General features: G+C 66.8%; 21 protein-coding genes. 16 read left to right on the forward strand and 5 right to left on the reverse strand.

What is annotated here, in order from left to right:
- Window position 1: 1 nt before the first annotated feature.
- The 16 genes from OO71_RS27085 to trxA all read left to right on the forward strand — a co-directional run bounded on the left by OO71_RS27085 (window position 2) and on the right by trxA (window position 16199).
- Window positions 2-535 carry an Lrp/AsnC family transcriptional regulator gene (locus OO71_RS27085; protein ID WP_211260610.1) on the forward strand — a complete coding sequence of 178 codons (534 nt, stop codon included), beginning with the start codon at window positions 2-4 and terminating at the stop codon, window positions 533-535.
- Window positions 536-780: 245 nt separating this feature from the next.
- Window positions 781-1236, forward strand: coding sequence for an AbrB/MazE/SpoVT family DNA-binding domain-containing protein (locus OO71_RS27090; protein WP_156096556.1), 456 nt, complete (start codon window positions 781-783; stop codon window positions 1234-1236).
- Window positions 1237-1256: 20 nt separating this feature from the next.
- On the forward strand, window positions 1257-2033 hold the full coding sequence (locus tag OO71_RS52415) for a site-specific integrase (RefSeq protein ID WP_245633787.1): 777 nt from the start codon (window positions 1257-1259) through the stop codon (window positions 2031-2033).
- Between the two features lie 27 nt (window positions 2034-2060).
- Entirely contained in the window at window positions 2061-2279 is a 219-nt protein-coding gene (locus OO71_RS52420) for a hypothetical protein (protein WP_245633788.1), read from the forward strand.
- A gap of 1000 nt (window positions 2280-3279) precedes the next feature.
- On the forward strand, window positions 3280-4671 hold the full coding sequence (locus OO71_RS49215) for an MFS transporter (RefSeq protein WP_162186110.1): 1392 nt from the start codon (window positions 3280-3282) through the stop codon (window positions 4669-4671).
- A gap of 437 nt (window positions 4672-5108) precedes the next feature.
- Window positions 5109-6008 (forward strand): NAD(P)-dependent oxidoreductase, encoded by a 900-nt coding sequence (locus OO71_RS27105; protein ID WP_033292685.1) that lies wholly within the window; start codon window positions 5109-5111, stop codon window positions 6006-6008.
- A gap of 41 nt (window positions 6009-6049) precedes the next feature.
- Window positions 6050-7786: a sulfoacetaldehyde acetyltransferase gene (gene xsc / locus OO71_RS27110; RefSeq protein ID WP_033292686.1), complete on the forward strand. Its 1737-nt coding sequence runs from the start codon at window positions 6050-6052 to the stop codon at window positions 7784-7786.
- Window positions 7779-8741 carry a phosphate acyltransferase gene (locus tag OO71_RS27115; protein WP_051792335.1) on the forward strand — a complete coding sequence of 321 codons (963 nt, stop codon included), beginning with the start codon at window positions 7779-7781 and terminating at the stop codon, window positions 8739-8741. Before xsc ends, OO71_RS27115 begins: the two co-directional genes overlap by 8 nt.
- Window positions 8742-8874: 133 nt before the next feature.
- Window positions 8875-9612, forward strand: coding sequence for a ferritin-like domain-containing protein (locus OO71_RS27120; RefSeq protein ID WP_033292687.1), 738 nt, complete (start codon window positions 8875-8877; stop codon window positions 9610-9612).
- Between the two features lie 49 nt (window positions 9613-9661).
- Window positions 9662-10015: a Rieske (2Fe-2S) protein gene (locus OO71_RS27125; RefSeq protein ID WP_051792338.1), complete on the forward strand. Its 354-nt coding sequence runs from the start codon at window positions 9662-9664 to the stop codon at window positions 10013-10015.
- Window positions 10016-10052: 37 nt separating this feature from the next.
- The gene (locus OO71_RS27130; RefSeq protein ID WP_033292688.1) at window positions 10053-11885 is read left to right on the forward strand and encodes an FAD-binding protein; all 1833 of its coding nucleotides are present in this window, start codon (window positions 10053-10055) and stop codon (window positions 11883-11885) included.
- A 41-nt stretch (window positions 11886-11926) separates the two neighbouring features.
- Window positions 11927-13732, forward strand: coding sequence for a helix-turn-helix domain-containing protein (locus tag OO71_RS27135; RefSeq protein WP_033292689.1), 1806 nt, complete (start codon window positions 11927-11929; stop codon window positions 13730-13732).
- Window positions 13733-13935: 203 nt separating this feature from the next.
- Complete coding sequence (locus OO71_RS27140) at window positions 13936-14550, forward strand: carboxymuconolactone decarboxylase family protein (RefSeq protein ID WP_033292690.1); 615 nt, start codon at window positions 13936-13938, stop codon at window positions 14548-14550.
- Between the two features lie 28 nt (window positions 14551-14578).
- The gene (locus OO71_RS27145; RefSeq protein WP_162186111.1) at window positions 14579-14893 is read left to right on the forward strand and encodes a YdhR family protein; all 315 of its coding nucleotides are present in this window, start codon (window positions 14579-14581) and stop codon (window positions 14891-14893) included.
- Complete coding sequence (gene trxB / locus OO71_RS27150) at window positions 14890-15831, forward strand: thioredoxin-disulfide reductase (RefSeq protein ID WP_033292692.1); 942 nt, start codon at window positions 14890-14892, stop codon at window positions 15829-15831. The genes OO71_RS27145 and trxB overlap by 4 nt, the downstream gene beginning before the upstream one ends.
- A 41-nt stretch (window positions 15832-15872) precedes the next feature.
- Window positions 15873-16199 carry a thioredoxin gene (gene trxA, locus OO71_RS27155; protein ID WP_033292693.1) on the forward strand — a complete coding sequence of 109 codons (327 nt, stop codon included), beginning with the start codon at window positions 15873-15875 and terminating at the stop codon, window positions 16197-16199.
- A 153-nt stretch (window positions 16200-16352) separates the two neighbouring features.
- Here the strand turns inward: trxA and OO71_RS27160 are convergent, their stop codons facing one another.
- From OO71_RS27160 to OO71_RS27180, 5 genes are all read right to left on the reverse strand, one after another.
- Entirely contained in the window at window positions 16353-17357 is a 1005-nt protein-coding gene (locus OO71_RS27160) for an AraC family transcriptional regulator (RefSeq protein ID WP_063740125.1), read from the reverse strand.
- 97 nt (window positions 17358-17454) lie between these two features.
- The gene (locus tag OO71_RS27165; RefSeq protein WP_051792342.1) at window positions 17455-18933 is read right to left on the reverse strand and encodes an aldehyde dehydrogenase family protein; all 1479 of its coding nucleotides are present in this window, start codon (window positions 18931-18933) and stop codon (window positions 17455-17457) included.
- Between the two features lie 473 nt (window positions 18934-19406).
- Window positions 19407-20135, reverse strand: coding sequence for a TSUP family transporter (locus OO71_RS47715; RefSeq protein ID WP_162186112.1), 729 nt, complete (start codon window positions 20133-20135; stop codon window positions 19407-19409).
- A gap of 36 nt (window positions 20136-20171) precedes the next feature.
- Window positions 20172-21320 carry a zinc-dependent alcohol dehydrogenase gene (locus tag OO71_RS27175; protein WP_033292694.1) on the reverse strand — a complete coding sequence of 383 codons (1149 nt, stop codon included), beginning with the start codon at window positions 21318-21320 and terminating at the stop codon, window positions 20172-20174.
- Between the two features lie 36 nt (window positions 21321-21356).
- Window positions 21357-22952 carry an amidohydrolase gene (locus tag OO71_RS27180; protein WP_033292695.1) on the reverse strand — a complete coding sequence of 532 codons (1596 nt, stop codon included), beginning with the start codon at window positions 22950-22952 and terminating at the stop codon, window positions 21357-21359.
- Between the last annotated feature and the right edge of the window lie 16 nt (window positions 22953-22968).

The following is a 22968-nucleotide window of genomic DNA, read 5'->3' on the forward strand; positions in this document are numbered from 1 at the left end:
GGTGAACGAACCGGTGGGCACCGAGCGGCTTGTCCTGGATCGGCTGGATGTGGAGCTGGTCGGCGTACTGGCGCGGGATGCGAGAATCGGGGTCGGCGAGCTGGCTGCCGCGCTCGGGATCGCCCGGAACACCGTCCAGTCAAGACTTCGCCGGCTGGCTGCGGAGGGGCTTCTGCGCGGCTACCGGCCGGACATCGATCTGGCCCGCGCAGGTGCCGACGTCATGGCCTTCATGGCGATCGAGCTGACGCAGGGGCATCAGCGGCAGGTGATCAAAGCGATGAGCGCCGTGCCTGAAGTACTCGAGATCCACACCACGACCGGCCGCGAAGACCTGCTTGTCCGGTTGGCGACAGTCTCGCATGCCGCCCTGCAGGCGTTGATCGAGCGGCTTCTCGCGATTCCCGGCGTGACACGTGGTACCACCTCATTGGCGTTGTCGACACCACTCGCATACCGGACACAGCCGCTGCTGGAAAAGATCACGGAAAACTCCGGCTGGGGCAGGTCGACACCACTGCCGAAGACCGTCTGACACGTCACGACCTCAGGCGATTTGAGACGTCCGGCGCGAAGGTGCGGACAAGCAAACGAGATTCCGGCCATTTTCGGGATGTCTCTCCCGTTCAGTCGGCAAAGCAAGCGCTAAGCCAATTTGTCCCGTGATAGGTCACCTGATGCCGATCGCAGTCGGAACCACGTTCCGACCGACGTCCAGCCCCTGCCCGCTGCGTCGCCCCCAGCCGATGTCCCCTCCCACCCGGTTCTCGCGGTGGTCGGATGTCTGAGCCGCGAGTCGTCCCCGTGGTCCACCTGGAACTGCCGCACATCGCGATGCCGGACGTCCGCGAGTCGTCGCTGCCGGTGGCCCCGCTGTCTCCGCAGCGGAGACACGCGACGTGGAGGTACACCATGGTCCGGCTGGACACCTCCGGCCGGCTGGCGAGCCGAGCGTTGCTGACCGCACTCGGCTGGAAACCGGACACCCCCTTGACAGTCACGGTCTGGCACGGCACTGCCCTCCTGTTCCGCCGGGACCCGAACGGTGTGGCCGCCCCCGACCGCAACCTTTACCTCACGATTCCGGCCGCGCTGCGGTCTCGATGCAACCTCCGAGCCAGCGACCCGGTCCTGCTCGCCGGCCAACCCGACGACACCGTGATCGTCTACACGATTCCCCTCCTCGAGGACCTGCTGACCGACACCCACTCCCGCATCACGGCCGGAGAGATGTGATGACGACCCCTTCTGCCGACATGATCGCGGCCGCGAAGACACTCCTCGCCACCATGGGCCTGTCTGCAGCCGACCTGAACGACACGAAACCCGCCGCCCGCACAGTGCCGACCTTCACCGAGTACGTTCCCGTCGCGCTGCGCGCCGCATCGCCAACCTCAGCCGCCGTGTGGCAGTGCTACCTCAACGTGCTGATCAACGAATGGCCCACCCGCCCGATCGACGAGCCCACCACCACCGAACTCACCAGCCTGTCGATCACCGTCCAGGAACGCTCCGCACAAGGCAGCGGCACCCGCGGCGGCCGCGGCGCTCGCGCCACTTTCATCGATGCCATCCGATTCCTCTACCGATGCGCAGTCGCAGACAAGCTGATCACCTTCAACGACAACCCAGTCATCGGCCTGAGAAAACCCACCAAACGCCCCAGCACCCGCCGCGCACTCACCAGCAAGCAACTCACCGACATCAACGACATCAACGACATCAACGACATCGTGGCAACCACCGGCCGTGACCCAGCCCTCGACAGCCTGGTCATCCGCCTGCACACCGAAACAGCCTGCCGCCGAGGCGGCGCCAAAGCACTGCGCCCCTGCGACCTCGAAACCACCCACCTCACCCTCCGATTGCGCGAGAAAGGCTGCACCATCCGAGACCAACCCATCTCCCCCACCCTCATGACCGGCCTCCTGGCCCACACCGAACATCGAGCACCCGGCGCAGACCCGACCGGACCGCTGCTGATCCAGGCCAACGGCAACCCCGTCGGCGACAACTACTACCAACTCCTGTAGGCGCGAATCGGACAACACCTGCCATGGGTGAAGAACCTCGGCGTCTCCGCCCACTGGCTCAGATACACCACCCTGACCTGGGTCGAACGCAACTTCGGCTACGCCATCGCAGCCGGATACGCAGGACACGTCCCCGTCAGCAACCGAGCAGGCAACACCCTGACCTACGTCGCAGCCACCCCCGCAGAAATCGCCACCGCGCTGACCGGCGAACCACATCCACTCGCAATAGCTGAACCACAATAAAGCGACACCGCACACCTACACGCTGAATCTGCGATCCTCCGCTTTGGGAGCGGAGGGTCGCAGGTTCAAATCCTGTCATCCCGACCGATAGGGGCTGGACCTGCGGGTTCAGCCCCTTTCTCGTGCCGCCGGATGCGGCACGTGAGCTAGCACAGCGCTCAGTGACACTCCTATTTGAGGATTTTCACCCGCGCACCCCAGCACTCATCCCCGCTCCCGCGCCCCGGCAGAGCTTGATCGACGAGCAGGCCATGTCACTCGAGGCGGAGAACAAGAGCCCCCGCACGATCCGCGGCTACTGCGACGCCGCGCGTTTCTTCCACATCTGGCTCGCCAACCCCATCGCGCCCGCGGACGCCAACAACCCCGAAGCCTGGCTGGCGTCGGTCCCGCCCGCTCCCACCTGCCCGGAGGACTACGAGCCGAAGCACGTCAACCGGGTCGCATCCACCTTCGCGTCACCATGCGAGATCTACGGGTGCCGCAGGCGACGGCGGCCGCGTGTTCCTTGCCCTCAGTGCTGTCGGGTCAGCCCGAGGTTCGGTGCCCGTCTCTCGGCTGGTCCGTTCCTCGGGCCATGGGCCGAAGCCGGCGTGCCCCACCAGCGACGACCTGGCCCTCCACGAGTGCGGCCGGTGTTCCTCAGCTCGCGGCGGTCCTGAGCCGGGAGGCTCCTCGGGTCTGGCACCCACCTGCCCACCGTCATCCGTACAAACCGATACTGCGGGCAAAGGCATTATTGGCCCATTGGCCAACTGCGCGCCGGCCACGGCTGGCCACAAGAACATGGTCTTCTCGGGGGGCGTGTCCTTACCCTTTACCAATCCGTCAGGGACATCGAGGGAGAAGACGAGGTGGTCGCGCCCAGCAGTTCCGATCAGCCGAACAACGACCAGCCGACCGCTTGGTCCGGCACGTTCGGTCTGCCGGCCCTGGTTGTCTCGCGCGGATTTCAGGGTCATTGCCGCAGTTTTCGAGATCAGACGGAGGACCTACTGATATGCGATCCGGAACGTTCAAGAGAAATACGGCTCGTGCAGGCCACTCCCATAGAACGATCAGGCGAGTAGCGGTCGCCGGCGCGTTCGGTAGCACCCTCGAGTACTATGACTTCTTTCTGTACGGATCCGCTTCCGCGCTCATTTTCCCAAAAATCTTCTTTCCGGCATTCGATCCACTTGTCGGCACCATCCTGTCATTCGCCACGTTCTCCGTCGGCTTCATCTCGCGTCCACTTGGCGCCGTGATATGTGGTCACTACGGCGACCGACTGGGGCGTAAGACAATGCTTACCATCACTTTGCTGGTGATGGGCTTTGCGACAACAGCCATCGGGTTGTTGCCGACGTATGACAGCGTCGGCATTTTAGCACCCTTGCTTCTCGTCTTCTTGCGGTTCCTTCAGGGACTTTCGTTCGGAGGCGAGATCGCCGGATCGGCTCTTATGTCGGTCGAGCATGCACCGCCGGAACGACGTGGGTTCTGGGGTGCCATGCCTTTCGCCGGCTCTCCCCTCGGGCAAGCCATCGCGTCCGGAACCCTGCTCACGATGGTTTTGTCATTGCCACCGCAAGAGATGCTCAGCTGGGGTTGGCGAGTCGCCTTCTCCTCGAGCCTGGTACTGGTCGTGATCGGACTCTATGTTCGGCTTCGCCTCGTCGAGACGCCGGTATTCGAGGCGATGCGGCAACAACGGACCGAGCTACCCCGCGTCCCACTTCTCGAAGCGGTCCGGCGAGAACCAGCACAGTTGCTGCGCAACATCGGTATCCACCTCGGGGTCACCGTCACTTACTACCTGATGACGGTCTGGTCCCTGTCCTACATGACCACGACCGTCCGAATGTCGGAAGGCGCGGTCCTGACCGCGGCCGTGATCGCCAATGCCGCACTGGTCGGGACGTCCGTCCTGGCCGGCGCTGCTTCGGACAGATTCGGCCGTCGGCCGGTGGCCATTGTGTGCGGCATATGGACCATTGCCGCGGTCTACCCCTTCTTCGGCCTCGTCCAGACCGGTGGCCTCATGCTCGCCGCGCTGGGAATATTTTTGCTCGCCGCACCTTCGATGGCGCTCTATGCCATCGAACCGGCGTGGTTCTCCGAGCTGTTCCGTCCGTCGATCCGGTTCACTTGCTTCGCCGTTCCGATTGCCGTCTCGACGGTGATCGGCGGCTCGACCGGACCGATCCTCGCCACCGAGCTGCTCGCCGCATTCGACGGCCGCCCGTGGGGCGTCTGCCTGCTCGTTGCCGCTGTCGGTGCCATCGTTACCGGGTGTGCGTACTTCACCCGTGAAACGTTTCGCGACAGCCTTCTCGACAATCACCAGGCGGAGACCTTCGGCCGACCGCCGGCTGCACAACAAGAAGCCCGTGGTGCGGCGGGTGCGTAGCAGGCCCCTCCAGCACCACGAGAGAACAGTGCGCGGCCGGCGAGGTGCTCGGCGCGAGCACCTCACCGGCCGGGGGCGACGGCTGCGCTGGTTCGAACGTCGGCTGTGACCGGAACGAGAGACTGGCACGTGCACGTCGATACGAGGCGCGCCGAACCAGACAGCGTGCCATCCCGAAGACAGTCTTGGTCAATGGGACAAACGTCCGCCGAGGGGTTCTGGTCGTTCACCAATGGCAGGGCGCCTGCTCGTCGAGGTACTTTGGCAAAATAGAGAGTGTCGAGATAACCCGAGCCATGCGAACCGACTCGTATCCCGACTGATCTGCGGTAAAGATTTCCGACAATCCGGCAGAGCGGGTCACCAAGGTCTTCCGATACTTCTCTGCACATCCCTCGAAGTCTTGTGACCCAACGGCGAATCGGAGTTGTTGTGCTATGCATAAATGCGCATTCATCGGACTGGGCAACATGGGACTGCCCATGGCGCAGAATCTGGTCCGGGCAGGATTCGAGGTCCGCGGTTTCGACCTGAGCGAGGATGCGCTGGTCGCGTTCGCCGAGAGCGGCGGGCAGCGCGCGGCGTCGATCGCCGCGTGCGTCGAGGGGGCCGACGTCGTCGTCACCATGCTGCCCAGCTCACCGCATGTCGAAAAGGTGATCGCCGGCCCGAACGGGGTGCTGGACAACGTGGGCCCGGATTGCCTGCTGATCGAGATGAGCACGATCGCCCCGTCGGTCACCCGGCGCGTCGCCGCTGAGGCCGCCGGGCGGGGCGTGGCCCTTGTCGATGCTCCCGTGAGCCGTGGCCAAGCGGCGGCGATCTCGGGAAATTTGCTGATCATGGCGGGCGGACCGGATGATGCCGTCAAGCGCGCCCGCGCCGTGCTCGAGGTGCTCGGTGATGAGATCATCCACGTCGGCGACACCGGAAGCGGTGCCGTGACAAAGCTGGTCAACAACATGATTGTCGGGTCGATCCTGGCCGCGACGGCCGAAGGCCTTGTTTTTGGCGTACGGCTGGGAGTACAAGCGGACGCAATCGTCTCCGTCCTGCGCACCGCCTCAGGTGGCAGCTGGCTGCTGGACAACATGTATCCCCGTGCGCTCAGGGGCGATTTCTCACCGGGGTTCTTCGTCCAGCACATGGGAAAGGACCTCGACCTCGCCATCGCCGAGGCCGACACGCAAGCACTGTCCACGGCCATGAGCAGGACTGCACGCAGCCTCTTCAGCGCGGTCCAGGAACAGGGAATGGGCACCCTCGACTGCACCGCAGTTTTACGCCACCTCGAGGAACTCGCCGACGTAGAGGTGCGGACTACCGGAAAAGGCTAGATCCACATTCGGTTCAGGCACGATTCACGGAGGAATTCTTGATGGCCAACTCTCAGAAAATCACGGCCAGTGAAGCGTTCGTCGAGGCACTGGTTGCAGAGGACGTCGACATCGTTTTCGGCCTCGTCGGGTCCGCATTCATGGACCCGCTGGACCTCTTCCCGGCGGCGGGTATCCGCTTCATCCCGGTGCGACACGAGCAGAATGCCGCGCTGATGGCCGAGGGTTATGCCCGGGCCAGCGGGAAGATCGGCGTCTGCGTCGGCCAGAACGGGCCGGGGGTGACCAACCTGGTGACGGGCGTCGCCGCCGCCTATCTCAACCACACCCCCGTCGTGGTGATCACGCCGAGCGTGACGAGCGCGAGCGAGGGGCGCCGGGCGATCCAGGAGATCGACCAGATGCCGCTGTTCGCCCCGATCGTCAACGATCAGATCCGGCTGAACCGGCCGGATCGCATGTCCTGGGCAATGCACAACGTTTTCCGGTCGGCGGCGACATTGCGGGGGCCGGCTCAGATCGACATCCCGCGCGACTTCTGGTATGGGGAGTTCGAGGAGGTCCCCCTCACCAGGGAAGCCTACCGGGTCGAGCGGGCCGGCACCGGGGCCGCTCGCGCCGACGTCGCCAAGGCGGCAGAGGTTCTGCGCAACGCCAAGAACCCGGTAATCCTCGCGGGCCTGGGCGTCGTCGAGGCCGACGCGTCCGCCGACGTCGCCGCTCTGGCCGAACGTCTCGGAGCCCCGGTGGCCGCCGTGTACCTGCACAACGATGCGTTCCCGGCGAGTCACGAGCTGTCCGTCGGGCCGATCGGCTATCAGGGCTCGAAGGCGGCGATGCGGCTCATTTCCGAGGCCGATGTCGTACTGGCCCTCGGCACCCGGCTCAACGAATTCGGCACGATCGCCCAGTACGACTTCGATTACTTCCCGCAGAACGCCAAGCTGATCCACAACGAAATCGACCCGCTGAACCTGGGCAGGCTGCGAGCAATCGAAGTCGGCCTGGTCGGGGACGCGGGCGCCGTCGTCGGGCAGCTGCTCGAGGCCATCCCGCACGGACCGGATGTGCAGATCGTCGCGGACCGCCGGGCGCGGATCGCCGCGGAGAAAAAGAAGTGGGTCGAGGAGCTTCGGGCCCTGTCGGCAAGTGACGACGCGGATCCGATCGATCCCCGGCGAGCGCTCAGGGAGGTCACCTCGGCCCTTCCCGCGGACTCGGTCGTCGCGACCGATGTCGGCAACGTCTGTGGTACCGCCAACGGCTACCTGGAGTTCGAATCCGGCCGCAGGTTCCTCTCCGCCGGCACCCTCGGCGGGATCGGCGTGGCGTACTCGACCGCGCTCGGGGCCAAGCTCGCGTGCCCGGACAAGCCCGTGCTTTCGTTCTCCGGCGACGGAGCCTGGAGCATGACCATTCAAGAGACAATGACTGCCGTCACCGAGAACATCCCGGTCGTCGCAGTGGTTTTCGACAACGCGATCTACGGGGCCGAGCAACGCAACCAGGTGGACTACTTCGATCGGCGGCTGTTCTTCACCAACCTCGACAACCCCGACTTCGCACAGATTGCGCGTGACATGGGCGCGGTCGGAATCTCGGTGAACGAGCCGTCCGCGATCGCACCGGCGATCACCGAGGCCATCGAGTCCGAACGTCCGGCCGTGGTCCAGATTCGGGTGAACGGCGACAAGCTCAGCGAGCCCTACCGTCGCGACGCATTCCGCTTTCCGACCCGCTACCTGCCCAAGTACGGGGGTGCGGCGCCCCATGCCTGACCAGCTGGTGCGGAAGGCGAACGAAGGTCCGGCGACTGCGGCCGAGGTACGCGAACGGATGCGGTCTCGCGGAGCGTACCGGCCGGCCTGGATCGCGGTACCGGAGTACGACTCCGGCCTGGTCCGCGACGCGGTCAAGGTTTTCACCAGCAGGTACGGGGGCCGCGCGGTGGTCATCGCGCCGGGCGGCCCCGCTGACGGCGGCCACCTCGACCTGGCCCAAGCGGCCGGGCCGGGGCGGGTGCGGTTCGTCGCCCCTCCCCAAGACGACTACCCGGAGAGCCGGCTGCGGTGGGCGATGCAGCTGGTCGCCCGCGGTGAGGCCGGCGGGGTCGTCGCCGGCGCGACCACCTCCAGTGCCGCGGTACTGCGCGCCGCCCGGCAACAGCTGGCCGGAAAGACCGGGCAGCAATGGATGAGCGAGGCGGTCCATCTCGTGGCCGACGGCCGGGTCATGGCCTTCGCCGACATCGCCGTCACCCCGGAACCGACAGCGGGACAGCTGGCAACGATCGCCGACGACACCGCTCGGCAGTTCACCAGGCTGACCGGAATCCCGGCCGTCGTGGCGATGCTGTCGTTCAGCACGCACGGGAGCGCACGGGGGGCGGCCGTCGAGAAAGTACGCGCTGCGGCAGATCTGCTGCGCCGGCGACGTCCCGAACTCGTGGTGGACGGCGAACTCCAGTTCGACACCGCATATTCGACCCGAGTGGCCCGGGTCAAAGCTCCGGCGTCGGCGGTCGCGGGTGCGGCGAACGTGTTCGTCTTCCCTGACCTGAACTCGGCCAACATCGGCTACAAGATTGCCCAGTTCCTGGGCGGATCCGAGGTACTTGCCATGGTGCCGGCGGGCCTGCGGTGGCCGGTGGTCGACCTGTCGCGCGGGTCGCAGGTCGACGACGTCGTCTCCGCGCTCTGCGTGTGCGCTGCGCTTTGCTCCACGGCCACCTGACGGTTGTGCACGTGTTTGTACCGGTGACCAAATGTGCACTCCAGGATGTTAGCCCGCGGTCGATTGTGCAGTGCCGAATACCGCCATAGTCTTTTACTTATTGCGAACTACAGTTTTCAATTCGGGAGCAGCAATGGCTGATACGACGCTAGACGAGATTCTGCACGGCGATCGGGACGCGGTCTCCGGGAACCGCTTCCTCGACCTCATGCTCGAACGTCGTACGGAGTTCTGGAACAACAAGCCGGCCACGGAGCGGACTCACTATCAAGGTTTCGAGAATCAGAGTGACGCGGCGATCAAGGCCCGCTTGCTGATCCAATGCCACGCCGAGATCAGCGCCGGAGACATCCCGCTACAGATGCTCGACTACATTCCCTGGCTGGATCTGAAGGCCGATTTCGCCCGGCAGGTCCACGACGAGTTCGTGCACTTCAAGCTCATTCGCGACTATCTCTACCGGCACTTCGGCGAGACCTATCCAGGTGACTACCAACCGCCGTTCCAGGAGTGGAAGGACCTGCTGAGCCTTGCGCAGACCGGAGACTTCCAGGTTTCGGTGGATGCGGCCACGAAGGTCGTCGCCCGCTCGGTCGTCCTCCAGTTCGCGGTCGAGGGATGGGATGTGGAGTTCATCCATCCGGAGTTCATGAAGGAGATCGAGTATTCCAACCCGGAGATGTTCGAGATTTTCGAATCGCGGATCATCACGGACGAGCAGCTGCACGCCGAGAACGGCGAGCGCGTGCTCGTCCGCTGCGACGGACATCGCGAGCTGCAGCAAATCGCGATCCGGAACTTGGATCTTGCCTTGGATTACCACCATCGCGCCAACGCGGCATATCAGGACTTTTTCGACAAGCTGTCCTGAGAATTGCCGCAGTGCCGTGGACGTTCGATGATGGAAGGGGTCGATTCGAGTGAAGGTGAAGCTCGGTACCCGGGAGGAAATCACGGTGGCGGGTGGCCGGATCCGGGTCCGCTCATCCGAGTACGACATCCTCGCGGTCGAAATCGAGGGCGAAGTGTACGCAGTCGAAAACCTGTGCTCGCACGCCGGAGTGTCGATGCACAACGGGCGGCTGCGCGACTTCACGCTGACCTGCCCGTCTCACCTCGCCCAGTTCGACGTCCGGGACGGGGCGGTCCGGCGGGAGCCCCTCGAGGGAGACCCGGAAAACGTGTGTCCGCAGCGGGTGTTTCCGGTGACGAGCGACGGTGAGCTGCTCTTCGCCGAGGTCCCGGACGGGATGGACTGGAAATGGTTCGACTGAGGAGGCGTCCGCCTCCACACGAGTTGGGAGTTGTTCCGTGCGCGTTGTCGTGTGCGTCAAGCAGGTGCCCGTCGTGGCCGCGATGCGGTTCGACAAGAAGCGCCTTCGCATGAAGCGCGAAGGGGTTCCCCTGGAGCTCAACTCGGCGGACGTGCGAGCCATGCGGGGAATCGTCGACCGGCTCGCCGAGGCCGGTGGTGAGCACGAGGTCATCGCGCTCACGATGGGACCGGCGTCGGCGACGCGGGTGCTGACCGACTGCCTCGCGATGGGGGCGACCCGGGCGGTGCACCTTTCCGACGGTGCCTTCGCCGGGTCGGACACCATCGCGACCGCCCGGGTGCTCGCCGCGGCAGTACGGCAGCTGGGACCGGTCGACCTGATCCTCTGCGGGCGGGCAAGCACGGACGCCGAGACCGGCCAGGTCGGGCGGCAACTGGCGGAGCTGCTCGACTGGCCACAGACGACCGAGGTCTGCCGGTTGACAATCGGCGCCGATCCCCGACCGTCCGCGCACATCGCGTCCGAGCCGGAGAGTGCCGAAACGGCAATCGCGCTTCCTGTGGTCGTCACGGTGGCCGAAGACTTCGGGCCGGAGCGCTACCCGACCCGGCAGGAACGCGAACAAGCCGGCGGCGCGGCGATCGAGGAACTCCGGCTGGTCGACCTTGCCGTGCCGCGGTGGGCGTGCGGGGTCGCCGGCTCGCGGACCGAGGTGCAAGGCCTGGCGAAGGTGGAGACGATCCGCAAGGGTGAGATGTTCGACGTCGCCGATCCCGCCACCACCTCGGCGTTTCTCGCCGACTGGTTGATCGCAGCCGGGCTGCCCACGGGGAAGCACGACCACCGCCAGGACCTCGTACGCATTCGGGCGACGGTCGCGTCCGGCGGTCCGGCGGTCTGGGTCCTCGCCGACCTCAGCCGCGGCAAGGCAGCACGAGGAGACCTGGAGCTCGTCGCCAAGGCACATGAGCTGGCCGGACTCCAAGGCGGTCACGTGGTGGCGGTGACAGTCGGGGTGGCCGACGTCGAAGGCGCTGCCCGGGAGCTTGCTGCGCACGGCGCGGACCGCGTCCTCGCGCTCCAGGGTCCCGCGGTCACTCCGAGCACAGTGCCGATCCACGTCACCGAACTCGCCCGTGCACTCCAGAATGCCCGACCACGATCGGTGTTGTTCTCCTCGGCGGGCGCCGGACCGGATCTCGCCGCCCGGGTCGCGGCCCGGCTCGATCTGGGACTGACAGCTGACTGTGTCGACCTCTCTCTTGGCCACGACGGAGAACTGGTCCAGCACAAGCCCGCCTTCGGCGACTCTGTCGTCGCCATGATCAGGTCGACCCGGCTCCCGGAACTGGCCACCGTCCGGCCTGGAGTGTTTGCCCAGGCCGACCCTGACCGATCCCGCACCGCCGAGGTTTCAGCCCACCGCTCGGACCTGTTCACCGATGTCGAGGGTGCGGAAATCGCCGAGGACAGCGACGATGCCGCGGACCACTTGCTCGAGGCCGGTTTCGTCGTCGGGGTGGGCACCGGCATCGGTTCTGCGGACCTCCTCCCGGCTGTCCAGGCGATCGCCGGGGCGCTGGACGGAGCCGTCGGGTGTACCCGGCCAGTTGCCGACCGGCACTGGCTCCCCCGGCGGCATCAGATCGGCCTCACCGGTCAGTGCATCGCCCCGCAGGTCTATCTGGCGCTGGGGGTCCGGGGAGCCTACGAGCACTTGTGCGGGGTGCGCCGCTCCGCTGCCGTCGTGGCAGTCGACAACGACCCCGATTCGCCGATGTTCGAGCATGTTGATCTCGGTGTGGTGGCTGACGTCCGGGAACTTGTGCCCCGGCTTTTCGCTGACCTGCGACAGCGGCTCGCGTAGCCTCAAGCCGGACAACCGCTCAGGAGAACGGGGGTGCCGGGATGGCCGTCGACGGTGGCCACTCGATCGATGCCGCCCACGTCCATGCCGGAGACCGGATCCGGCGGCTGCGAACCTTGGCGTGGGCGTCCCGCTCGGTGTCCGGCTCGCTCGACCTCGACCGGGTCCTCGGCGCCATCGTCGAGGGAGCAGTCGCGATCGTCGACTCGGCTGACTCCGGTCTGTTGTCGCTGCGGGACGACTCTTCGGGTCTGCTGGTAGTGCGCGCGGCAGCCGGGTTCACCGATGCGATCTGCAACATGAGCGTACTGGTGGGGCAAGGGCTCAGCGGCGACGTGTTCAGCACCGGCCTGGCCGTTGTCCACGACGCGGCTGCCGCGGCGGAGCGGATGGCGAATCTCGCTCCTGAGCAACGCGCGACCTATCGTGAGGCGTCGGGCGGGCTGGACTCGCCGAAGGCGGCGCTGGTCGTACCGCTGGTCGTGGAGAACGACCTCATCGGAGTCATGGCGGTCGAGAACCTCCGGTCCGAGGGAACGTTCGACGCTTTCGATCTGGAACTGACCGAGACGCTGGCCGACCAAGCGGCTGTCGCGTTGCAGAACGCCCGGCTCTACGAGTCCGAGCGGCGTTCCCGGCGGATGCTCAGCAAGTCGCTGGACATCCACGAGTCGCTCAGTAACCTGGTGCTTCGCGGATTCTCCGTCGCCGACATCGCCGCGAAGCTGTCCGAGTTGCTCGGCGCCCCCGTCCGCATCACCGACACGTTCTGCAACATCCTCGCGAGCAGCTATACCCCGGAAGAAGAACCGAAGCTCGCCGCCGCAAGCCTCGGCGTCATCGGCAACGATCCGCTCACTGTCGACTCGGCCCTGCGGCTGCTCGAGCCCTACGGCGAGATCATCGCCGTCCCGGTGGTCGGCGCGAACGAGCCGATGGGGCTTGTCGTCGTAGGACCGGTGGCCGACGAACTCGACGGCCTCGCCTCTGCCGCCGCCGGGCACGCCGCGGTCGCCGTCGGCCTGTCGATGCTGAAGGAACGTGAAGTCGCCGAAGCCGAGCGCAAGCTGCACGGCGATCTGCTCGCAGCGTTGATCGCGGACGACTGCGTGGGAAAACAACACCTCGATCGTCGAGCCATCGCGCTGGGGCTCGACCCTTCTGCCGCCTATGGGATCGGCATGCTGATCCCGCGGCAGCACGGCCCGGCCCGGAATACGCCGGAGCGGCTCGCCCGGCTCCGGTGGATCGTCGAGACGATGTTCGACGGCGCCGGTGATGGCGTCGTGATCGAAAAGGACGCGCGCCTGGTGGTCCTCAAAAGATTGCTTGCCGAGGCAGAGGCCCAGCAGTCAGCAGACTTGCGCAGCTGGTGGACGACCCTCGAAAAAGCCTGCGCCGGTGACGGCGACACGCTCATCGTCGCCGGCCCGCTGTGCCCCGAACTCGGCGCACTCGGCGGTGCGTTGCAGGAGATCGACCGGGCGACGGCGCTGCTGGTCCGGATGAATGCCTTGCCCAGACTGGTGTTCACCGAATCGATGGGGTCTTACCACTTGCTTCTGCAGGTCACGGATCGCACCAGCCTCGTCGAGTTCGCCGACCGGGTCCTGGTCCCGATCGAGCGCTACGACTCCAAGAACAACACCGAGCTCGTCCCGACCCTGCGTTGTTATCTCGCCGCCAACCGCAAGCTCGGAGCGTGCGCGTCCGAACTCCATGTCCACCCCCACAGCGTGCGTTACCGCCTGGACCGTGTCCACGAGATCTGTCAAGGCGACTGCGACGAAGCCGACTACTGGCTGTGTCTCGAACTCGCCTTACGGATCCGGGACTTGCTGGGCTGACCTGTCGCACATGCACTACGAGTGCCGGCGTGCCCGGGCAGGGACAGCATCGGCGGTGTCGCGCAATACCGTCTGCCACGGTGCGCCCAGCGGCCGATCCGGGTCGTTTCGCGGCTAGCCCGCCGGTCTCCGGCGGCATTACTTTTCGGGTTGAGCAAGGCTGGATGCCCAGCCCGGAACGTAGTGTGGCGATTGGAGCAGCGATGGCACCGCGCGTAGAACTGATCCCCGAGGTGAAGGACCTGTCACCGGAATCGCAGGCAGTCCTCGACGCCTACCTGAAAAAGACCGGCGGCGAGTATCTCAAGATCGCTCTCGACGTCGATCACCCATGGCGCGAGAAGAACACTCCCGAACACGAGGAGTGGGTGACCCAGTTCGTCAAGGTACTGGGCCACAGTCCGGGGCTGTTGAAAGCCTGGCTCGAAAAGGACTGGTACATGGTCCGCGAGAGCCTCATCGCCAAGAAAGACGTCCAGCTCACCGAGATGGTGGGTCTCGTGGTCGCGATCGCTCTCGAATGCCCGTATTGCATTGCGTGGCATTCGGCGGCTTCCCGGTTCGAGGGCGCGGAACCGGATCTGGTCACCAAGCTGCGCAATTACGACGAGCATCGCGATGCGTTTTCCGAAATGCAGCAGGCAACGTTCGACTATGCGCGAAAAATCGCCAACCACGCGTACCAGGTCACCGACGAGGAAGTCGCCGGCCTCGGCAAGTGGTTCTCGCTGCCGGAAATCGTCGAACTGACCGAACTGGCCTGCCACATGTCCGCGCTGTCGAAATTCTTCTCGGCCTTGAACGTCGAGATCTGGTAAGTCGCAAATCCCACCCGAGGATGAGATGATGCACGCAATTTTGATCACCTTTACGTCGTCGGCGGACGACCAGGAGCTGCAGAAGACGGCTTCCGAGTTCGCCGAAGTGGTGCGCAACGTGCCCGGCCTGCTGTCCAAGGCATGGCTTGCCGACGGATCCACCCAGGGCGGCTTCTACGTCTTCACCGACCGCACCGCCGCCGATGGGTACATCAACGGCCCGCTGGTCAAGAGCCTGCGCGCGCATCCGGCGTTCAGCGACTTCGACATCCGCCAGTTCGCCGTCGATCCCGAGCTGAGCGCCCGGACGTGGCTGGTTGCCCGGGGCAACCCCCAAGAATGAGGACCACAGCCGCATCCGACCTGATCATCATCGGGTCCGGCCCGGCCGGATACACGGCGGCGACCTACGCCGCCAGAGCCGGGTTGCGTCTGCTGGTGTTCGAGGGCACGCAGTTCGGTGGTGCCTTGATGACGACGACCGATGTCGAGAACTATCCCGGCTTCGACGACGGCATCATGGGGCCCGACCTGATGAAGCGCATGCGCAACCAAGCGGAGCGCTTCGGTGCGGAGCTCCGCACCGAAGACGTCGAGGCAGCCGAGGTGACCGGGACGGTCAAGACCGTTTCCGCCGGCGGACGGCAGCACCGTGCTCGAGCAGTCATCCTCGCCATGGGCGCCGCTCCCCGGTACCTCGGCGTTCCCGGGGAGCAGAAGCTGCTGGGGCACGGGGTTTCGTCCTGCGCGACGTGCGACGGCTTCTTCTTCCGCAACCAGGACGTCGCCGTGATCGGCGGCGGAGACTCCGCGATCGAACAGGCCACGTTCCTGAGCCGGTTCGTCCGGTCGGTGACGATGATCCTGCGGAGGGACGAGTTCCGTGCGTCACGCATCATGGTGGCCCGCGCGCACGCCGACCCGAAAATCCGGTCGCTGACGCAGCGCGAGGTGGTGTCGATCGACGGCGAAACTTCCGTATCCGGAGTGACCCTCCGCGATGCTGCCGGGCACGACGTGTCTTTGCTCGACGTGTCCGGCGTGTTCATCGCGATCGGGCACGAGCCTCGAAGCCGGCTCGTCCGAGCCGCAGTGCCCGTCGACGCGCTCGGGCACGTCATTGTCGATCATCCGTCCACGCGAACGGCCGTCGAGGGCGTTTTCGCCTGCGGCGACCTCGTCGACCATACCTACCGGCAGGCGATCACCGCTGCCGGATCGGGCTGCGCGGCGGCACTGGACGCCGAACGATGGCTGACCACGACCGCGCCCCTGCCGTAAGCAGGCTGACCAACCCGTTCCCGCGAAGGAGGAACCGTCCCATGACTGCGCTGCTGAACGTCACGGACGCGTCATTCGACGCCGACGTCCTGGCCAGTGACCAGACCGTCGTAGTCGATTTCTGGGCACCGTGGTGCCACCCCTGCACCATGCTGGCGCCGATCCTCGAAGAGATCGCCGCCGAACACGCCGGAAAGATCAGCGTCGCCAAGATGACCATCGAGGACAACCCGGCCACTGTCGAGACATACCAGGTGAAATCGATCCCTGCCTTACTCGTCTTCAAGCACGGCAAAGTGGTGCAGACCATTCTCGGCGGACAGCCCAAGGACGTGCTGCTGGACGAACTCGCCGCGCACCTTTCCTGACGGAACAGGTCCGCGCGCCGGGCGTGGGGCCTCTCGCGCTGCCGGAGTCACGCAGCTCCGGAGGTCCCACGCCCCGCGGCATCCGCAGGTCACGAGTGAAACCCGGGCACACCGGCAACAGCCACCGAGGCAAATGCGCCATGGCCGTCCCGGCTACCTGCCTTCCTTGTTCGATCGCGGAGCAGGCGGGGCCGCGATTCCGAGTACCTCGCGGGGCGAGCACCCGTAGAGCTTGCGATGTTCGGCCGCGAACCGGCCCAAGTTGACGAAACCCCACCGGACGGCAACCGATGCCACGGTCGTCCGCTCCGGATCGGCCGTCTTGAGCTCGGCGTGCGCACGGAGCAACCGCGTATGCCGCAGGTACGCCAGCGGCGCAGTCCCCTCGTAACGCTGGAAAACAGCCTGCAAGCCCCGCGGACTGAGCCTGGCCGCGTGCGCGATCTCGAGCAGCCCGATCGGCTCGTCGGCATGGTGCTCGATGTACGCAATGGCGCGGCGAAGCGTTGCCGGGGTCGCCAGGCCTGCCCGAGGGGCGTCCGACTTCCGGAGACTGGTCGGGTAGGCGTCCAGGAGCGCTGCGGCGGTGAACCGCAACAACTGCGCCCGCGCGAGTGGTCCCAGCACCTCCCCTGACGGCGTCAACTGCTCACGGAGGAACCCGGTGACCGAAGACCACGCCCGGCCGACTGACGCCGACTGTGGCAGGCTCAGCTGGAATCGGACGGCTGCCGGTTCGTCGAAGCCGGCGAGTTCTGCCGCCACGCGTTCGAGCGCGGCACGATTGACCACCAGGTGCGCGACCCGGCACCCGTCCTTCCACTGCATCTGGTAGGCGCCGTAGGCATCCATCACGACGGCCTCGTGGGTGGTGGCGACTGCCCCCTCCTGTGCCGACCGGACAGCGAACCTCCCCGACAGGGGCCTGCTGACCAGAATGAAGTCGTCGAACGGCTCCGGCTCCACGATGACCTCGCACGAGCCGTAGCCGACGTCGTACAGCTGAAGCTCGGGCAGGCCGCCACCCGTCTGGTGCGCCCGGAAGCCGGTGCCTCCACCGACCAGCCTCAGCCGGTGGGGGCAGTAGACATCACTCAGCCGCGCAACGGCTTCATCCGGGTCGGCGGTGTCCACCTGGCCCGCGGATCGAGACCTCATTCCGTTTCCTCACCTCGCCGGATGGAGGCCATGGGAGGCAGCCCGATTCTAGCGCCGGTAACACGATCGTCAATCTGCCGCTATTCGTCCCGGAGGATCAGCCGAACAGCGGCGGCGGCAGCTCCTCGGCGAGCACCACCGACTTCAGCTGGGTGTACATGTCCAGGGTTTCGGCGCAGTACTCCCGGCCGAGCCCGCTGCCCCGGTATCCGCCGAACGGCGACCCGTCCACGAGGTTGAAGTACTGGTTGACCCACACCGAACCCGCCTTCAACCGGCTCGCCGTGCGCATCGCGTTCCTCAGGTCGGTGGTGTAGAGGCCCGCGGCCAGCCCGTAGTCGACGTCGTTGGCCTGTTCGATCAGCGCGTCGTAGTCCTTCCAGCGGATGACGGACAGCACGGGACCGAAAATCTCCTCCTGCGCGATCCGTGTGTCGTTGGCGGTCTCGAACACGGTCGGCTCGATGAAGTAGCCGCGCTCGCTGCCGTCCACCGCGGCCCGGCCGCCACCGGTGACGAGGGTGGCTTCCCGCTTCCCCGAGGCGATGTAGTCGAGCACGCGCTCGCCCTGCTTCGCCGAAACCAGGCAGCCAAGGCGGGTGGCCGGATCCGACGGCGAGCCGAGCCGCACCGCCTCGAAGCTGGTACGCAGCTTGCCGAGGAACGTCTCGTAGAGGTCGTCGTGGACGAACAACCGGGTACCGGCAAGGCACGACTGACCGTTGCAGTAGGTGGCCGCGAACGTGGCGTTGTCCACGACGCGGTCCACGTCCTCCACATCGGGGAACACGATGTTCGGGCTCTTCCCGCCGAGTTCGAGGGAGACCGGGACGAGGCGCTCGGCACCGGCGTGCGCGACCAGCCTGCCCACCTCCGCAGAGCCGGTGAACGCCAGCTTGCCGACTCCGGGATGGGCGGTCAGCGCCGCACCTGCCTCGTCACCGAAACCGGGCACGACATTGACGACACCGGGCGGGAAAATCTCCGCCAGTGCCACACAGAGTTCCATTGTGGACAGTGAGGCGTTCTCGTCGGGCTTGAGCACCACGGTGTTGCCGGCCGCGAGCGCCGGAGCCAGTTTGAACGCCGTCATGATGGCGGGCACGTTCCACGGGATGATCTGCCCGACCACACCGATCGGCTCCCGCATCGCGATCGCCCATCCTCCGGGGACGGCCTGGTTCCACCCGAAGTGGGTCATCGCTGCGGCGGCGAAGAACCGGTACTGCCCGATCGCGATCCGGTGGTCGATCGGCGTTTCGAAGATCGTGCGGCCGATGTCCATGGTGTCGATGGCAGCCAGCCGGGTCAGGTTTTCCTCCACCCAGTCGGCAAGCCGGTGCAGCAACCTGGCCCGCTGGGGCGCCGGCGTCGCCGCCCAGGCCGGGAACGCAGCGTCCGCCGCGGCCACTGCCGCATCCACCTCAGCCTGTCCCGAACGGGTGATCGTGGCGATCCGGCCGCCATTCGCGGCGTCGATCGCGAGGAAGGTCTCGCCGGTGAACGAGCGGCGCTTGCCACCGATCAGCGGTTCGTAATGGGTACCCGGAGCAATGAGTCCGGCAGGCTGTGTCATCGCGGCCTCCTGAGGCGTCGCCGTACCGCCGAGGAGCCGGTTCGGCTCCTCGTGATGCCGGGAACGCTAGGTCGGCGCGCCGCCCGGATCGATCCGCTCGACGCACCGGAGCGGACAGCAGACGCACCATTCGGCAACGGGTGCCGGAGCCTCACCGCTCCCGGGAGCGGAGACCGTCCAGCACCATGGTGGTGAGTGCCTCGGCGACGCTGTCGCGGTCGACGGCCTGCCCCTCCAGCCGGGCCACGGTGGCAGTCGGGGAGACGGTGTTCGCTCCCGGTGAGGAGGTTCGGCATGCCCGGTTGCCCGAGCCACCCGTTGCTGGCCGAGGCCCGGCTGCGCGGCGGAGCCGGTTCCGCGACAGCCGGTGCCAAGCGCGCCTCGCGGATGCAGAAGCGGCGGCCACACCAGGGTCCAGTCATCAACCTCGGTCACCCGACACCGACAAGCACACAGGCAACTCCCCGTCCGGCTCAGAGCACCACGGCAGTTGCCGAGGCTGCAGCCGTGATCGCCAATCCCACCATCACCACCCGCTTGAACGCCGCGGGATCGAGTCTGGCAAAGATCCGGTCACCGACCTTCCAGCCGAGGAGCGCACCGAGCACGCCACCGGCGCCCAGCGCCACGGCCGCGACGTCCAGTTTGGCCAGCACCAGAAATCCCACCAGCGCCGCGGCGTCCTGGAGCACGAAGCTCGCCTGCAGCGTCGCCCGGAAAGACCGCGGCTGCAGCCCGGCTGCCTGATAAGCCACCACCAACGGTGGACCGTTGAGCCCGGTCGAGGTGAGCAAGGCCCCGCTGAGCAAGCCGCCACCGAACTGCCCGGCCGGCCCCAGCGGCGGCAGCTTGCCGATCGACAGAACCACCACACTGACGAGGATGACCGCGGCGATCACCAAGGTGATGTCCCGTTCGGGCACCACCGACAGCCCGATGAATCCCAGGGGCAGCCCGGCCGCCGACGCCACCGTCGTCCGGGTCAAGATCGCCCGGTCGACCGCTGCGCGCTCCTGCCACCAGACCCGCCCGCACAGCACGATGCTGACCAGCACGCTGGAGGTGATCGCCGCAACGACACCCGCGACCGGTACCAGGAGCGGAATCGCGGCCAGCGCCAGCCCGAACCCGGTGATCGCCTGAGCGAGCGCCGATACGCAGTAGACCACCAAGCCCAGGCCGGCCAGACCCAGCAGCTCCACCATCAACTCCTTGCCCCGGCACGGTTTCTCGCCGGATCACGCACCCCCGGCAACGGCACCGTTGCCGTGCGGAGCCAGCATCACGTGTACCGCGTCCTCGCCGGGAACGCGTCCGGCGAGGGTTTCGATCGCCAGTGCGACATCGTCGAGGCCGAAGGTGTGGGTGTGCAGCTTCTCCAGCGGGTACTTGCGTGACTCGATGAGGCGCAGCGCGGGTTCGAAGGCACGGATGTCCTGTGCGAACACGCCTTTGAGCGTCAGCTCCTTCATCACGACCCGGTCCGGGGAGAATTCCGGCATCGTCGAGGCGGACCCCTTCAGGCCGGCCAGCACGATCGTCCCGCCCGGTTTGGCCGCCTCGATGGCATCGGCAATGGGCTGGGTGGCGACCGGAGTCAGGTCGATGGTGACGTCGGGGCCCTCTCCGCCGGTGAGGTCACGGACAGCGGCGACCATGTCCTCCTGGTCGACGACGATGGTCGCGTCCGCGCCCAGCTCCCTCGCGAGTGCCAGCTTGTGGGCATCCCGGGCCAGCCCGGTCACGATGACGTTCTCGGCACCCGCCGCACGGGCCGCGACGACGCTGCACAGTCCCCGTTGCCCGGCGCCGAGGATCAGTGCCGTGTCACCGACCTTGATCCCCGAATCGTGGGCGCACCACCGGATGGCCGCGGCCATCGGCTGGTAGAGGGCGGCGAGCTCGAACGGCAGGCCGGCACCGAGCTTGTGCAGGACCGTGCGTGGGCCGAGGTACAGGTATTCGGCGAAGCCGCCCCACAGACTCGGCTCGATCGCGAGCGGAATCGCACCGTACGCGCTCGCGATCGCCCCCGGCGGCGCCGCGCGACGGCAGCGCCGGTAGTCACCGACCAGGCACGTCCGGCACGATCCGCATCCGAACACCGGCTCCACCGCGACCCGGTCACCCGCCTCGACGCCCCAGCGCCGCGCGGCTCCTTCGCCGATTTCGACGATCGTTCCCAGCGGCTCGTGCCCGGGAATCAACGGGTAGGTCACCCCGAGCGACGCCAGTTCTCCGTCGTACTGCTCGACATCGCTCCCGCACAGGCCACCGGCATCGACCCGCAGAAGTGCATCGTCGGTACTGATCTCCGGCAGGTCGAACTCCCGGATCTCGAAGGTCCGATCCGCGACCTGGACCGCTGCGCGCGCTGTAGTGGCCACCGTGCTTCCTTCCTGATCGGTGGTGGGGATGCGGGCTCACGCCTCGAAAACGGTCGTTCCACCCACGACGGTCCGCTTGACCTGGATGGCGGCAAGGTCCACCGGCCCCTCGGCAAGCGGGTCGCCGTCGAGGACGACGAAGTCGGCGAGCTGTCCCGCCGCGATCTGCCCCTTGTCCGCGTGCTCGCCGGCCAGCCGGGCTGCCGAGCTGGTGAACCCGGCCAGCGCGGCGAGGGGCGGAACCCGCTGGTCCGGGCCGAGGACGTCGCCCTCCCGCGTCACCCGGTGCACCGCAGTGTTCATCGTGAACAGTGGATGCACCGGCGTGACCGGGCAATCGCTGTGCAGTGCGTAGCCGAGGCCCGCGGCCACCACGGACGCCACCGGACTGATGCGCTCACCGCGCGCGGGCCCGAGGAAGCGATTGCGGTGGCGGTCTCCCCAGAAGTACACATGGTTGACGAAGATCGACGCCGCGACGGCCAGCTCGGCCATGCGGACGATCTGGTCCTCGCGCAGCGTCTGCACGTGCTCGAGACGGTGCCCGCCGGGCCGGTCCGGGTGTGCGTGCTGTGCGGCGGCGATCGCATCGAGAGCCAGGTCGATGGCCCGATCGCCGTTCGTATGGATGGCAACGGTGCGTCCGGCGGCGTGATTCTCGAGAACGAGGGAATCCAGGTGATCGGACGGGATGGCCATTCCGCCGCAGTGGCAGCCACCCAGGTCGTGGTACGGCTCGGTCAGCGCTGCGGTGTGGAGCTGGACGGACCCGTCCGAGATGAGCTTGACGCCGCCCACGGTCAAGCGATCCGTCGGCGCAGGCAGGCCACCCAGCTGCTCATGCAGCCCCTCGGCCAGGTACAGGCGCCCCCGCAGCCGGAGGTCACCCGTCGCGTCCAGCCGCCGGTACGCGTCGTACATCGGGGCCGTGACGAACATGTCGTGAAAGCTGGTGACGCCGACGCGGACCATCGCCTCCTGGGCCCGCAGCAGTGCCTGGCAACCGGCCTCGACATCCATCGCCGGCAGCGCGCCGGGGAACAGCATCATCGCGGGTTGCTCGAGCAGTTCACCGGTCGGGACCCCGGCCCCGTCGCGGACGATGACACCGCCCACCGGGTCCGGCGTCGCCGCGTCGACGGCGGCCGCGGCCAGCGCCGGCGAGTTGAGGTAGATGCCGTGCCCCGAGGCATGCCGCACCAGGATCGGGTGCCGGGCCGAAGCCTGGTCGAGGTCTGCGGTGGTCAGTCCTCGCTGATCGGCGACGAGGGTGTCGTCGAAGCCCCACGCCTCGATGAGCTGCCCCTGCGCGGTGTGGTCAGCGCGGACCCGCAACGCGTCGATCAGGGAGCCGATCGTGGCGCACGCCGCAGGCGTGGCATCGACCCCGGCCAGCATCAGCCCCCACATCATCGGGTGCACGTGTGTCTCGATGAAGCCAGGGACGACCACCGCCCCACCCAGGTCGACGACCACGGCGTCCGCTCCGGCGAGGTCCAGGACCTGTTCGTCGGAGCCGACCGCCACGAACCGGCCGCCGGCACACGCCATGGCGGTCGGCGTCCCGGTCACCCCGGGAGCCATCGGGTGAATGCGCCCGTTCACGTAGGCGCGGAGGTCACGGTTGCTCATCTCGGGTCCATGTCCG

The sequence above is a fragment of the Amycolatopsis jejuensis genome (genome assembly GCF_000717335.1).
Taxonomy (GTDB): domain Bacteria; phylum Actinomycetota; class Actinomycetes; order Mycobacteriales; family Pseudonocardiaceae; genus Amycolatopsis; species Amycolatopsis jejuensis.

What these genes read in the sequence shown, in the direction of transcription:
- OO71_RS27160 (WP_063740125.1), bottom strand. Translation starts at nt 17,357, where the DNA reads ATGAGGTCTCGATCCGCGGGCCAGGTGGACACCGCCGACCCGGATGAA.
- OO71_RS27140 (WP_033292690.1), top strand. Translation starts at nt 13,936, where the DNA reads ATGGCACCGCGCGTAGAACTGATCCCCGAGGTGAAGGACCTGTCACCG.
- trxA (WP_033292693.1), top strand. Translation starts at nt 15,873, where the DNA reads ATGACTGCGCTGCTGAACGTCACGGACGCGTCATTCGACGCCGACGTC.
- OO71_RS27120 (WP_033292687.1), top strand. Translation starts at nt 8,875, where the DNA reads ATGGCTGATACGACGCTAGACGAGATTCTGCACGGCGATCGGGACGCG.
- xsc (WP_033292686.1), top strand. Translation starts at nt 6,050, where the DNA reads ATGGCCAACTCTCAGAAAATCACGGCCAGTGAAGCGTTCGTCGAGGCA.
- OO71_RS27180 (WP_033292695.1), bottom strand. Translation starts at nt 22,952, where the DNA reads ATGAGCAACCGTGACCTCCGCGCCTACGTGAACGGGCGCATTCACCCG.
- OO71_RS27135 (WP_033292689.1), top strand. Translation starts at nt 11,927, where the DNA reads ATGGCCGTCGACGGTGGCCACTCGATCGATGCCGCCCACGTCCATGCC.
- OO71_RS27145 (WP_162186111.1), top strand. Translation starts at nt 14,579, where the DNA reads ATGCACGCAATTTTGATCACCTTTACGTCGTCGGCGGACGACCAGGAG.
- OO71_RS27090 (WP_156096556.1), top strand. Translation starts at nt 781, where the DNA reads ATGTCTGAGCCGCGAGTCGTCCCCGTGGTCCACCTGGAACTGCCGCAC.
- OO71_RS27165 (WP_051792342.1), bottom strand. Translation starts at nt 18,933, where the DNA reads ATGACACAGCCTGCCGGACTCATTGCTCCGGGTACCCATTACGAACCG.
- OO71_RS27105 (WP_033292685.1), top strand. Translation starts at nt 5,109, where the DNA reads ATGCATAAATGCGCATTCATCGGACTGGGCAACATGGGACTGCCCATG.
- OO71_RS49215 (WP_162186110.1), top strand. Translation starts at nt 3,280, where the DNA reads ATGCGATCCGGAACGTTCAAGAGAAATACGGCTCGTGCAGGCCACTCC.
- OO71_RS52415 (WP_245633787.1), top strand. Translation starts at nt 1,257, where the DNA reads ATGATCGCGGCCGCGAAGACACTCCTCGCCACCATGGGCCTGTCTGCA.
- trxB (WP_033292692.1), top strand. Translation starts at nt 14,890, where the DNA reads ATGAGGACCACAGCCGCATCCGACCTGATCATCATCGGGTCCGGCCCG.
- OO71_RS27115 (WP_051792335.1), top strand. Translation starts at nt 7,779, where the DNA reads ATGCCTGACCAGCTGGTGCGGAAGGCGAACGAAGGTCCGGCGACTGCG.